This is a genomic window from Porphyromonas sp. oral taxon 278 str. W7784, from assembly GCF_000467855.2.
Classification (GTDB): Bacteria; Bacteroidota; Bacteroidia; order Bacteroidales; family Porphyromonadaceae; genus Porphyromonas.
The window spans coordinates 68,717-81,902 of record NZ_KI259258.1; the positions used below are offsets into that span (position 1 = coordinate 68,717).

Annotated in this window: 12 protein-coding genes; 8 read left to right on the forward strand and 4 right to left on the reverse strand. The window is 56.9% G+C overall.

Translation table 11 applies throughout. The features are described 5' to 3' along the window. Positions 1-220: 220 nt before the first annotated feature. Both HMPREF1556_RS06795 and HMPREF1556_RS06800 read right to left on the reverse strand, forming a co-directional pair. A complete protein-coding gene (locus HMPREF1556_RS06795; protein WP_021667661.1) occupies positions 221-514 on the reverse strand; it encodes a hypothetical protein in 294 nt (97 codons plus the stop codon). 159 nt (positions 515-673) lie between these two features. Then, entirely contained in the window at positions 674-973 is a 300-nt protein-coding gene (locus HMPREF1556_RS06800; RefSeq protein WP_021667662.1) for a hypothetical protein, read from the reverse strand. A gap of 638 nt (positions 974-1,611) precedes the next feature. Here HMPREF1556_RS06800 and HMPREF1556_RS06805 point away from each other — a divergent pair. From HMPREF1556_RS06805 to folE, 8 genes are all read left to right on the forward strand, one after another. Next, the gene (locus HMPREF1556_RS06805; RefSeq protein WP_021667665.1) at positions 1,612-2,904 is read left to right on the forward strand and encodes a regulatory iron-sulfur-containing complex subunit RicT; all 1,293 of its coding nucleotides are present in this window, start codon (positions 1,612-1,614) and stop codon (positions 2,902-2,904) included. 6 nt (positions 2,905-2,910) lie between these two features. Continuing rightward, entirely contained in the window at positions 2,911-3,414 is a 504-nt protein-coding gene (locus HMPREF1556_RS06810) for a hypothetical protein (protein ID WP_198141863.1), read from the forward strand. Between the two features lie 144 nt (positions 3,415-3,558). Further along, a complete protein-coding gene (lon, locus tag HMPREF1556_RS06815; protein WP_232299048.1) occupies positions 3,559-5,979 on the forward strand; it encodes an endopeptidase La in 2,421 nt (806 codons plus the stop codon). 100 nt (positions 5,980-6,079) lie between these two features. Next, a complete protein-coding gene (locus tag HMPREF1556_RS06820) occupies positions 6,080-6,637 on the forward strand; it encodes a DUF1599 domain-containing protein (RefSeq protein WP_021667668.1) in 558 nt (185 codons plus the stop codon). Next, on the forward strand, positions 6,634-7,932 hold the full coding sequence (locus HMPREF1556_RS06825) for a BT_3928 family protein (RefSeq protein WP_021667669.1): 1,299 nt from the start codon (positions 6,634-6,636) through the stop codon (positions 7,930-7,932). The genes HMPREF1556_RS06820 and HMPREF1556_RS06825 overlap by 4 nt, the downstream gene beginning before the upstream one ends. Before the next feature lie 17 nt (positions 7,933-7,949). Beyond that, the gene (gene tpiA / locus HMPREF1556_RS06830) at positions 7,950-8,708 is read left to right on the forward strand and encodes a triose-phosphate isomerase (RefSeq protein WP_021667670.1); all 759 of its coding nucleotides are present in this window, start codon (positions 7,950-7,952) and stop codon (positions 8,706-8,708) included. 136 nt (positions 8,709-8,844) lie between these two features. Then, positions 8,845-9,381 (forward strand): SPOR domain-containing protein, encoded by a 537-nt coding sequence (locus tag HMPREF1556_RS06835; RefSeq protein WP_052332632.1) that lies wholly within the window; start codon positions 8,845-8,847, stop codon positions 9,379-9,381. Next, the gene (folE, locus tag HMPREF1556_RS06840; RefSeq protein WP_021667672.1) at positions 9,365-9,991 is read left to right on the forward strand and encodes a GTP cyclohydrolase I FolE; all 627 of its coding nucleotides are present in this window, start codon (positions 9,365-9,367) and stop codon (positions 9,989-9,991) included. Before HMPREF1556_RS06835 ends, folE begins: the two co-directional genes overlap by 17 nt. Before the next feature lie 416 nt (positions 9,992-10,407). Here folE and HMPREF1556_RS06845 read toward each other — a convergent pair whose 3' ends face one another. Both HMPREF1556_RS06845 and HMPREF1556_RS06850 read right to left on the reverse strand, forming a co-directional pair. Then, positions 10,408-11,631 (reverse strand): ROK family transcriptional regulator, encoded by a 1,224-nt coding sequence (locus HMPREF1556_RS06845; protein WP_021667674.1) that lies wholly within the window; start codon positions 11,629-11,631, stop codon positions 10,408-10,410. A 34-nt stretch (positions 11,632-11,665) separates the two neighbouring features. Beyond that, positions 11,666-13,030: a DEAD/DEAH box helicase gene (locus HMPREF1556_RS06850; protein WP_021667675.1), complete on the reverse strand. Its 1,365-nt coding sequence runs from the start codon at positions 13,028-13,030 to the stop codon at positions 11,666-11,668. Positions 13,031-13,186 lie beyond the last annotated feature (156 nt).

Here is a 13,186-nt window from a genome sequence, read left to right on the forward strand (position 1 = left end):
ATTGTTATTTCTGTTGCTTGTCTTCGGGGGAGAGCTCTGTGGCTGAGCTAGCCCCACACGAGCTACAAATTTACACATTTCGCACGCATCTTGACGACGGATTGCGTGGGGATGGGCTCTATATGCTTCGTTCGGGCATATGAGAGCCTTCCCTCCTCGGGGTGAGGAGAGTGGGGAAGGAGGTGGATGAAGAGTAGAGGTGGGAAGGGATCTAGCACCCTTAGCTCAGAGAGACGAAGAACAGCAGTCCCAGAAGGAGCATCCCTAGGGCTGACAGCACGACGGTGCCTACGGCGATGATCCCTCTCTCGAGACCTCGGCGCTTGGCGTAGTATGTCCCCAGTGTCAGATAGACGAAGGTGGGGGCGGAGAAAGAGAAGGAGAAGAGGAAGCCTTCGCACGAAGGGACGGCTTGGCTGAGTAGCTGGATGAGGACGAAGATCCCCAGGGAGACTAGGGTAAGCATCAGGATAAGCTCCCGATGGCGGTATCGCTTGAGCTGTGCTTCGTGCATAGGGCGGAGGGCTTGAGGATAGTCAGTGCGTGAGAAGTACAGAGCAAAGCTACAAATAATCTGGACGCTAAGGGGGCTTCATGGAGGATGGCTTGTGCCGATCTCTTGCCTTCCCTTGGGCTAGCTCAGCCTTTAGGCGGGAAGATACTCTGCCGAAGCTCACCCCAGGGGCGAGAAGAGCAGGTCGATCATCCCGATGAGGAGCATCCCAAAGAGAGCAACCCCTGCCGTGCCAAGAGCAATGATCGCCTTATTGAGTCCGTGGCGCTGAGCCAGGTAAGCTCCGAGAGTCAGGCCTATGAAGGAGGGGGTGAAGAAGGAGAGCATGAAGAGCCAGCGTTGGTAGGGTATGGAGGCTCGGCAGGCCAACTGGAGGGCGACGAAGAGAACCAAGGAGATCAGGGCGAGTACGAGGGATAGATCTCGGTGGCGATACCGCTTGAGCTGTGGTTCGTTCATTGGTCGGATGGTGAGGAGTAAATCAGAGTAAAAGAAGTGTGGGGCAAAGGTACAAAGAATCTTGAATCAGGCGAAACTTCAGGGGTGGGAATCGGAGCCTGTTTTTGGCCTCCCTCGGGAGGGTGCAAAAACGACCTACGGTAGGTCGTCGATGCGACCTACTGTTGTAGGTCGTCGATGCGACCTACCGTGGGTCGCAGTGAAACCTACTGTAGGTTTTTTTGACGACCTACCGTAGGTCGTTCTTTGAGGCCCTCGAGAAGCCCTTGTGGAGCGCCTGCTGTAGCGGGCTTTTGGGAGCTCTTGAGCTTCTCCTTTTTTGAGCATGCTGGGACGAGCCCGAAGGGGTGGGGACGACGCCTTCGGGACTCAGCGGTGAGAAAATGCGTACCTTTGCTTGGATTCGTATACATAGTCCCCATGTGCCTCGGGAGCGGTCATTGCTCCCTGAATGATGCCTCCCGGCGAGCTTCGTCCCAGGGAGGTGAGGTACAGGGCGACTGACGATCCCTTCCCCGTAGGATGCCGAGTGAAGGCCTTAGCCCTCCCCGACCTCCGATATACATATATATGAGCTGTGGTGCCTTGAGCTGTGGTGCCTCCCGTGCGCACAGCTCCCCAAGAGACGATACACCCCAATGGACTATAAGACCACGACGGCTAACCTCGGTTGCTGTGCGATGACCCCTGGGGGATGCGAAGGCTGTGATAGGAATCAGATGAGTACCTACGACTGGCTGAGCGACATCCCCGAGTCACTGCAGGGCTCCGACTTAGTCGAGGTGCAATTCAAAAATACTCGTAAAGGCTACTACCTCAATAGCGCAAAGATCGAACTCTTTAAAGGGGACCTCGTCGCCGTAGAGTCCTCCACAGGCCACGACATCGGCGAGGTGACCCTCACCGGCAAGCTCGCTGAGCTGGCGATGAAGAATCATCGCTATCGACCAGAGAAGGGTGAGCTGATGCGTGTCTACCGTGTAGCACGCCCCAGCGACCTAGAGGCTTGGAGAGAAGCTAAGCTCCGTGAGGAGCCGACGATGATCCAGGCTCGGCAGATCGCCTCGGCCCTCGGGCTAGAGATGAAGATCGGAGATGTGGAGTATCAGGGAGATGGGAATAAGGCCATCTTCTACTACATAGCTGATGGTCGTGTCGACTTCCGTCAGCTGATCCGTGTGCTAGCCGATACCTTCCATGTGCGCATCGAGATGAAGCAGATCGGTGCTCGCCAAGAGGCGGGACGCATCGGAGGTATAGGCCCGTGCGGTCGACAGCTCTGCTGCTCCTCGTGGATGACCACCTTCTCCTCAGTGAGTACCGGTGCGGCACGTGTACAGGATATCACGATGAACCCTCAGAAGCTGACGGGCCAGTGTGGTAAGATCAAGTGCTGTATGAACTTCGAGGTGAACGCCTATGCCGAGGCACAGCGCAGCCTGCCCGATCGGGACGTCGTCCTAGAGACCGCTTCGGACAGCTACTACCACTTCAAGACCGATCACTTCCAGCGTCAGGTGACCTACAGCACCGTACGCTCGGCACCCGTTCGTCTGGTGACGATCTCTGCCGAGCGAGCCTTCGAAGTCATCGGGATGAACCGCCGAGGTGAGCGCCCTGGGACGCTAGAGCCCCAGGAGGGTGAAGAGCGCCGAGGAGGTCGTACGAGCGATATTCTGGCAGACAACAGCCTGACACGCTTCGACCGTGAGCGCCGAGGTGCTCGCCGTGGAGAGTCCCGCCCACCCCGCCGTGAGGGAGGCGCTCGTCGGGAGCGCCCACAGCGCTCGGTAGAGCCCCAGGGACAGGGTGCGTCGGAGCGCCCACAGGTGCGCCAGTTCCGCTCGCCACGCACAAGGGCTCAGGAGTCAGGTGAGGGTACACCAAGCCCCCGCAGGCCCCGTACGAAGTCTCAGGGTGAGCCTGAGTAATTGATGATGCGTCAGCCTACGTATTTACTAAGGATATACTTCCTCCTGGCCTCCCTCGTGAGCCTCTTCCTCCTTGGCTCTTGTACCGAGCGAGAGGGGGGGGGTGAGTACTTCGCCTTCGAAGCCGTCCCAAGAGACGGCTGGAAGCCAGCGAAGCCCTTGACCTTCGACGTCCTCTTCCCCGAGACGACGACTCGCCTCTCGGCCGAGGTGATCCTACGGATGGATAGTCGTCTGGACCGAGGGCGTGTGCGCCTGCGATCGACACTACGTCGCTCCGAGATGATCCTGAGGCAAGATACACTAGAGATGAACTTCGCCTCGGGCGTCGGACAGTGGAGACGCCCTGGGGTGGTCTATCATGAGTTCGTCGCTCCCTTGGCACAGCCTTTGCACGTGCCCTATGCAGGACTCTTTGTCCTAGAGGTCGCTCTCCTGGATTCACTCCCACTGCAGGGAGTGGAGTCTGTGGGTCTTCACCTCGTAGACTCTACGAGAGAGCGAAAATAAACAGCTACAACCAAGTGGATTAGGCTACTGTCGGGTCATCCTCGTGGCTCGGCTACTGTGGAGCCATGCCCTCCTAGGCTCACCTCCCCGTCGCCCTAGTCCCCTTTACTAGATATAATGAGAAAGAAATATAGAACTGACGAAATGACAGCAGAGGACCAGCAACACGTACTCGCTATCCCTGTCCTCGCTACCTATGGTGAGGAAGATAGCTTTGCTCTTCCCGCCGAAGAGCAGGTAGACGAACTTCCCTTGATCGCCCTGCGCAACATGTCGATCTTCCCTGGTACCCTGGTACCCATCCTCGTGGGTCGCAAGAAGTCCATGCAGGTCATCCGTCAGGCAGAGAAGGATAATAAGTACTTCGGCGTCGTCACCCAGCGGGATGCCGGCATCGAAGACCCCAAGCTCGAAGACCTCTATACCGTCGGTACCGTCGTAGAGGTATCGCAGATCATCGAACTGCCCTCAGGGGAGATCTCGGCCATCCTCAGAGGTCGCCAGCGCTTCACCCTAGGGAGCCTCACACAGGAAGATCCCTATCTGTCGGGGAAGATCAAGCTCCTTGACGATACTTCTATAGGAGAGTCGACCGAAGAGGAGTTTAAGGCCCTCACAGACTTGATCCATGAGCGTACGCTGGGCTTCCTCGAGAAGATCGCCCCCAGTGCACCTGCGGGCTTCCTTGAGACCATCCGTTCGGTCAAGAATAGAGCCTATATCATCCACCTATCCGCTTCACTCCTGCAGGTCTCTACGGAGGTCCGTCAGGAGATGCTCGAGGCTGAGGATCTCTCCATCCGTGGTCTTCGGGTGCTTGCCCAGCTTCAGGCCCATATACAGGAGAGCGACATCAAGGAGTCGATCCTCTCACGTACTCGGCAGGAGATGGACCAGCAGCAGCGTGAGTACTTCCTCCAGCAGCAGATGCGTACCATCCAGGACGAGCTAGGTACGGGCGCTAGTGCTGATGATGAGATCGAAGAGCTCCGCAAGAAGGGCGCAGACAAGCTCTGGAGTGACGCCGTAGCAGAGACCTTCGAGAAGGAGCTCCGCAAGGCAGAGCGCCTCAACCCCCAGAGCCCTGACTTCTCGGTACAGATGCAGTACCTGCGTACCATCGTAGATCTCCCCTGGGGCGTCTACAGTCAGGACAACTTTGACCTCAAGGGGGCTAAGGAGATCCTTGACCGAGAGCACTACGGCCTCGACCGAGTCAAGGAGCGTATCCTTGAGCATCTAGCTGTGCTGAAGCTCAAGGGCGACATGAAGTCCCCCATCCTCTGTCTCTACGGCCCTCCAGGGGTAGGTAAGACCTCACTGGGGAGAAGCGTAGCAGAGAGCCTCGGCCGTCAATATGTGCGTATCTCCCTCGGAGGGGTACATGACGAAGCAGAGATACGTGGCCATCGTCGTACCTACATCGGTGCGATGAGTGGACGTATCATCCAGAGCCTGCAGAAGGCTGGTACTTCTAATCCTGTCTTCGTCCTTGACGAGATAGATAAGCTCTCGAGTGACTACAAGGGTGACCCAGCCTCTGCCCTGCTTGAGGTCCTCGATCCAGAGCAGAATACGACCTTCCACGACAATTACCTCGACATAGACTATGACCTGTCGAAGGTGCTCTTCATCGCTACGGCAAACAATATCTCTACCATTCCTCAGGCCCTGCGTGACCGTATGGAGCTCATCGAAGTCACGGGATATATCGCCGAAGAGAAGCTGAAGATCGCCGAGCAACACCTTGTCCCCAAGGAAGCCAAGGAGCATGGGCTGAAGCTCGAGGATATCCACTTCGCTCCTGGTGCACTTGACCTGATCATCGAGGAGTACACCCGTGAGAGTGGTGTCCGCTCCCTGACGAAGAAGATCGCCGCCGTCATGCGTAAGTTGGCTTGGGCTGTCGCTGCCGAAGAGCAGCTCCCTGCAGAGATCACCCCCGAGCTCGTCCGTGAGTATCTAGGGAAGACTATCTATTCACGGGATAAGTACCAGGGTAATGAGCACCCAGGTGTCGTCGTGGGTCTTGCTTGGACCAGCGTTGGTGGAGAGATCCTCTTCATCGAGAGTAGCCTTCAGCCAGGACAGAACGGTAAGCTCATCCTCACCGGTAGTCTCGGTGATGTGATGAAGGAGTCGGCAACGATCGCCCTCAGCTATATCCGTGCCCATGCTCCCCAGCTAGGCATCGATCTGGAGCAACTCAAGGATAAGGAGATCCATATCCATGTACCCGAAGGAGCTATCCCTAAGGACGGGCCTAGTGCAGGGATCACGATGGTCACCTCCCTCGTGTCGGCCATCACCCGACGCAAGGTGCGTGCTCATCTGGCGATGACAGGGGAGATCACCCTGAGGGGTAAGGTCCTTCCTGTCGGAGGGATCAAGGAGAAGATCCTCGCTGCTAAGCGCTCGGGGATCACCGACATCATCCTCTGCCGTGAGAATGAGAAGGACATACTCGAGATCAAGGATCATTACCTCGAGGGCCTGACCTTCCACTACGTCGATGAGATCACCGAGGTGCTCGCCTTCGCCCTCCTTGACGAAGTAGTTGAGTAGAGCCACGGGTGAGTAAGGTCGCCTTCGCAGGGAGGTCTTAGCCCCCTTCCTACCCTGCGAAGGGGACAAATAGCACGAAGTAGACTAACTTTGTAGCTCTATGGAACTAAGCAAGCATAATACGGAGCAAGAATGTCGTGCCATCCTCAGCCACTGTCGGGAGCTCTTCGAGAAGAAGCTCCACGACTACGGCTCCGCATGGCGTATCCTTCGCCCAGAGTCCTTGACCGATCAGATCTATATCAAGGCCGAGCGCATACGTAGCCTGCAGATCAATGGCTATGCAGCTGTCGACGAAGGGGTAGAGCCCGAGTTCGTCGGGATCATCAATTACGGCATCATAGGGATGATACAGCTCGAGCGAGGCGCTGTCTCTGCTCCTGACCTCTCTCCCGAGGAAGCACTTCGTGAATACGACCGCTACGCCGAGAAGACGCTCCAGCTCATGCTTGCTAAGAACCACGACTATGGGGAGGTCTGGCGCAATATGCGTGTCACCTCCATGACTGACCTCATCCTCTCGAAGGTGCACCGCACGAAGCAGATCGAAGACCTACGAGGGGAGACCTTCGTCTCCGAGGGCATCGAAGCCAACTATATGGATATGGTGAACTATGCCCTCTTCTGCCTGATTAAGCTCAATAGCACTGAAGCGTGATCCATCCAAGACATACCCTTGCAGAGGTCGCCCGAGTGATCGTCGGTCTTGTCTTTGTTCTCTCTGGACTCCTCAAGGCTGTAGATCCCGTGGGCACAGCACTGAAGATCGGGCAGTACCTTACCCCTATCCTCGATGTGCACGGACCTAAGGGAGAGGTCTTCACTCTAGTCATATCCTTCATCCTCTGTGGCTCCGAGTTCCTGCTCGGAGCTTTCCTGCTTATGGGTGTCTACCGTAAGCTTTGCGCCCGCCTCTCCCTACTCTTCATGCTGGTGATGACGGCGGTGTCGCTCTACTCTGTGCTGGCACATCCTGTCTCGGACTGCGGTTGCTTCGGAGATGCTATACGCCTGACACCACTGGAGACCTTCCTGAAAAACCTCATCCTCCTACCCCTCTCCTTCCTTGTCCTCCGGGATGCTCGTGCCCTGAGGCATCTGTACTCTCGACGTGAGCGCTGGGTACCTGCTATCCTTGCTGTCGTAGGGATCATCTACTTCATGGTGAATAACTACCGGCACCTGCCCTACCGAGACTTCCGACCCTATAGTATAGGTACGGACCTACGTCGTGCTATAGTTCAGGAGGAGGAAGAGCTCCAGAAGGCGCTTATTGGTTCGACGAAGTACCTCTACAAGAAGGGCGGTGAGTCGAAGGCATTTGATGCCACGAATCTCCCCGATAGCAGCTGGACCTTCGTCGAGGCACAGCAGGACACACGCCTCGTAGACTACCTGCCGAAGTATGACTTCTCCCCGCTGGATAGCACAGGGCAGTCAGTAGCTCAGGAGCTCCTTGAGGGGAAGGGTATCACACTCTTGCTCCTTGCTCCCTCGTGGCGCACTGCTAGTCAGAGTGTCATCGACGAGGTAGCCGAGCTCTACCAAGAGAGCCTAGCTCTCGGGTATCACTTCTATGGGGTCAGTGCCTCCACCAGTGAGGAGACCGCCGAATGGCGCTATCAGACGGGAGCCTCCTATCCGATGCTCCAGCTCGACGCCACACCTATCCGCACCATCATCCGCTCACAGCCGGGGCTCGTCGTCCTTCGTGACGGGCGGATCATCGACAAGCGTGCTTACGCTGACTTCCCTTCGGTGGAGAACGTGAGCCACTATCTCAAGGGCCTTCAAGACACCGAAGCTCCCCTTCCTTCGCCTAGCGCTACACGTACCTACCTCTTGTGGGCGTGGGCTGGGCTTCTCCTCCTTGGCTTCCTCCGCTTCTGGGCTAGGAAGCTTCATCTGACGATCCATCTTCACCTGAAGAAACGTTTACATTTACCTCAATAAATCTCTATTACTAAGCAATGAGAAAGAATATCGTAGCTGGGAACTGGAAGATGAACAAGACCCTCTCCGAGGGGATCTCCTTCATCAACGAACTCAAGGCAGCACTCGCAGGCAAGAGCCTCTCCTGTGACGTCATCATCGGCGCACCCTTCATCCACCTAGCGTCCATCGCTAAGGAAGCAGAAGGTAGCCCTGTAGCTATCGCTGCTGAGAACTGTGCAAACAAGGCCGAAGGTGCCTATACCGGCGAAGTGTCTGCAGCGATGGTCGCCTCTACGGGCGCTCGCTACGTCATCCTCGGACACAGTGAGCGTCGTGCTTACTACCACGAAGATGGTGCTATCCTCACCGAGAAGGTACGCCTGGCGCTGGACAATGGTCTTGCTCCTATCTTCTGCATCGGCGAAGTCAAGGAAGAGCGTGAAGCTTCGAAGCACTTCGAAGTAGTAGAAGCTCAGCTCGAAGAGGCAGTCTTCAGCCTCTCTGCAGAGGACTTCAAGAAGGTCATCCTCGCTTACGAACCTGTCTGGGCTATCGGTACGGGCCTCACCGCTACATCGGCTCAGGCTCAGGAGATCCACGCACACATCCGTAGCCTCATCGCTAAGAAGTACGGTGCTGAGATCGCTGAGAATACCACCATCCTCTACGGTGGTAGCTGCAACGGGGGCAACGCTAAGGAGCTCTTCTCTCAGCCCGACGTCGATGGTGGTCTCATCGGTGGTGCTTCGCTCGCCGTGGACAAGTTCCTCCCCATCATCGAAGCCTTCAACTAATCCCTTCCCTACAGTATATCCCCCGAGGAGGCTACTTCTCTAGCCTGCTCTGGGGGCTATTGCTTCTCGCCCCTTCTCTACGATAGGCTCCCGAGCCTACCCTCCTCCTATCCTCATCCGCTACCTTCAGCACGCTATGGCAAGACGATATCTGCGGTCACTGATGCTCCTTCTCTTGGCCGTCCCTCTTATCCACGTCGCATCTGCTCAGACTTCACCCGAGAAGATGCGCCCACGCAATATACTAGAGGCTCTTGAGCAGATCAATCCAGGTGAAGGCTTTGTGACGATCCTACAGGATCCGGACCTTCGTGGTATCATCGGCAGTGCACCTGCACCTCGCACGCCGGGAGTCCTAGGCCGAGATGGCAACTACTCCATCCTCTACGGCTACCGAGTACAGGTCTTCAATAGCAATCTCCCTAATGCTAAGAGCGAAGCCTATGCCCGTGCCGAGGCTGTGCGTCAGGTAGCGCCGACGCTCAGTAGCTACATTACCTTCCGTGCACCCTTCTGGCGTCTGACGGTGGGGAACTTCGCCACACAGGAGGAGGCTCGCCAAGCACGTGCTCGTCTGGTGACTGTCCTGCCTGCCTGGGGACGTGAGTCCTATGTAGTCCGTGAGAAAGTACGTATCCTCAACTATACTGCCCCCCATGCCCCAGAAGAATAGCCTCCCTGATCCCACCACCCTCTCCCTGCGTACTCCCGAGGACGAAGCGAGGGAGACGGCCCTACGTCACCACTATCAGGAGATCCTTCGGCTCTTAGGGGAAGACCCTGAGCGTGAAGGGCTCATCAAGACTCCGGAGCGTGTAGCTAAGGCGATGGAGTTCCTGACGTCGGGGATGCGACAAGACCCTAAGGAGATCCTCCGCTCGGCGATGTTCCGCGAGGAATACCGACAGATGGTCATCGTCAAGGACATTGACTTCTATTCGCTCTGTGAGCACCATATCCTCCCCTTCTTCGGCAAGGTACACGTCGGCTATATCCCTAATGGGTATATCACGGGACTCTCCAAGCTCCCCCGTATCGTCGATGTCTTCGCTCGTCGCCTGCAGGTACAGGAGCGTCTGACGACGCAGATCAAGGACTGCATCCAGGAGGCACTCAATCCTCTTGGGGTGATCGTCGTCATCGAAGCCCAGCACATGTGCATGCAGATGCGTGGGGTGGAGAAGCAGAATTCCTTCACGACCACTAGTGACTTCACCGGGGCCTTCCGTGAGGCGAAGACCCGCGAGGAATTCATGCAGCTGATCACGCACCCACGGCGCTAGCCTCCGTTTCCCTCCTTCCCTTTCCCCGCTTGATCACCTTCCCTCTCGGGTAAGGACGAGGACGGAAATGAGCGGAAAAAGACCGCTCTTCTCAAGGGGGCTTTTCCTTGGGGTTCTTCCCCGTAGAATCATCCCCTTCGAGACGAGGGTATGGAAGTAGCCAAATAAAACCCACAGTAGGTCGTCGATGCGACCCACTGTGGGTCGTCTCGACGACCTACCGTAGGTTTTTTCAGCGACCTACCGTAGGTCGTTTTTTTGCCCCTCAGGAAGGAATGAAAAAGCCCCTTCGTAAGTACCAGGACTTACGAAGGGGCTTCCTTTGTTTATTTGTGCTCTAGGCTACTCTTGACCACCCTCGTTCCTAGCTAGGGGAAGGGGCGACGAGCGAGCGAAGGTGAGGGCAGGTGATCCGTCTACTTAGCTGGCTCTGCGAAGCGACGGGAGCGGGCGAGCATACACGCTCCGATGAGCCCTGCTCGGTCGCCTAGGGTCGCTGTGCGTATCTGCGTGTCTCGGGTGACGACGCTCATCGAATAGATACGGATCGAAGCCTCGATCTGCTGGGTGAGGTAGCCTCCATCATCGGCGAGACTTCCCCCGATGATGACGAGTTCGGGGTTGAAGACATTGACGAGGTTCGCCACCTGCTTACCGAGCTCTCGGCCGAGTTCGCTCAGTACCTGCAGGCAGAGCATATCCTCTTGAGCGCAGGCGCTGACTAGGTCGGCCATCTTCAGTGTCCGCCCTGAGTTGACGATCGAAGAGAGGATAGAGCTCTCACCGGCACGTATGCGCTCCTGGACCTTGCGGCACATAGCCTGACCGCTGACTTCTGTCTCGAGACAGCCCTTCTTACCACAGTGGCAGAGGATCTGATTGTCGAAGGCCGAGATGTGACCAAATTCCCCAGAGAAGCCCGACTTCCCGAAGTAGATCTGCTTGTCGAGGATGATGCCGAGCCCGAGCCCCCAACTGATGTTCACATAGAGCGCGGAGCTGATGTTGCTGTCCTTAGTACAGCCGGCTGTGAATTCGCCGAACGCCATGCCTCGGGTGTCGTTGTCGATAGATACCCTCAGAGCGAGCTTACTGCTCAGGATCTCCGACAGGGGGCGATCGCCGAAGAAGTTGAATAGGCTGTAGCTGTGACCTGTGACGGGATTGATACGCCCAGGTAGATTGACGTTGATGTTGAGGATCTCTTTGGGCTGGATGCCATGACGGGTGATGAAGCCACGGATCTCCTTGCAGATCGCTTCGAGTGCCTCGGGGGTATTCTCCAGGCTAAACGGGATGTCGTAGTCAGCACAGATCAGTTCGCTCTGCAGGTTGATCAGGCCGATATGGATGTAGGAGCGCTTGATATCTACGCCGATGAAGTACCCCCCTTCAGGATCGAGCCCGAAGAGTAGGGGGAAGCGTCCGACACCGATCTCAAGCTTCCCTTGCTCCTGGATGCAACCACCGTCTTGTAGCTCTTGAAGGATCTTGGAGGCAGTAGGCACACTGACATAGAGCTCCTTGGCGATGTCGGTCATCGTCGCCGTCTTGTGCTGGAGGAGGTAATTGATGACACGGAGCTTGTGCAGCCCCTTCTTGGTCTCCTGGCTCAGGTCGTCGAGTAGTTTGGATGTCATAGAGGATAGGTGCTAGAGGTGTGGTGGTGGGGGACTACTGCTGAGGCTCCTTCTTGCCTGCTGAGCCCTGTAGACGGGGCTTGCCACGTCCTGGGCGTTTGTTACGGCTCTGGTGCTTCTGTTGCTCCTGACCCGACTGCTGATGCGTGTCCTTAGGAGCGTGCTCACGGGAGCGACCACCGCCCTTGCCCTTGCCTCCACCGTGGCGTGAAGGACCTCCACGACCTCGCTCGGGACGGCGGTGTGGCTCATAGGCGGGTGTCGGGCCGAAGTCTGCGTCGACGGGGATCTTGTATATGGTCTTCTCGAGGAACTCCTCTATGCGCCCAAAGCCGGGTTGCTCCTTCTCACTGACGAAGGTGATCGCCAGACCCTCGTCATTGCCCCCACGGGCGGTACGACCGATGCGGTGTACGTAGTCCTCGGGGTCATGTGGGATATCGTAGTTGATGACCATGCGGATGCTATCGATATCGATGCCTCGGGCTACGACGTCGGTAGCTACGAGGAGGTCGACATTGCCCGCCTTGAAGCTACGCATCACTTCCTCACGCTTCTCCTGAGTCAAGTCAGAGTGCATCTGCTCGACTCGTATGTCGAGACGGGAGAGGACGGCAGCGAGCTCCTTGACCTTGAGCTTCGAGCTGGAGAAGATGATGGTACGGGTGGGAGGGGTCTCCTTGAAGAGCTGGGTGAGGATGGGGAGCTTCTGTCGCTCATAGCAGACATAGGCCGACTGGACGATGCTCTCGGGTGGGCGGGAGATGGCCAGCTCCACCTCTGCGGGGTCTCTGAGGATCGTGCGGGCGAACTTCTTGATCTTGGGGGGCATCGTGGCGGAGAACATCACTCGCTGGCACTCCTTCGGCAGGGCATTGTGGATCTGAAGGATATCCTCCTGGAAGCCCATATCCAGCATACGGTCGGCCTCGTCGAGTACGAAGTAAGAGACTCCGGAGAGGTCTGCCTGCTGGAGGTTCATCAGCGCAAGGAGTCGCCCCGGTGTAGCGATGACGATCTCGGCACCCAGCGCCATACCTCGTCGCTGCTGCTCCCAGGCGATCCCGTCGGTACCGCCGTAGATAGCCACGGAGGAGACGGGGAGGAAGTAGGCAAAGCCCTCTACCTGCTGTTCGATCTGGATAGCCAGCTCACGGGTAGGAGCCATGATGACGGCGTTGACTTTCTTAGGGTCACCTTCGCCTCGGCTCAGGCGGTTGATGATCGGGAGGAGGTAAGCGGCGGTCTTGCCAGTGCCTGTCTGTGCGCAGGCGATCATGTCACGACCTTCGAGGAGGAGAGGGATCGTAGCTTCCTGTACGGGAGAGGTCTCGAAGAAGTTCATGGCCTCTAGGCCATCGAGCACCTCGTCCTCAAGATCTAGTTCATCGAAATACATAGTCTCTGATTGAGTTATGAGCAAATATACCGCTTTTCTTACAATATATTGATAGTGAACGCTCAGATTCTAAAAAATCTCCGAATCACCGCCCTGAGATCCTAAAGGACGGCCTCGCTCTCCTCCGACGAAAATCTCAGCGCTAAAATTAGGGGC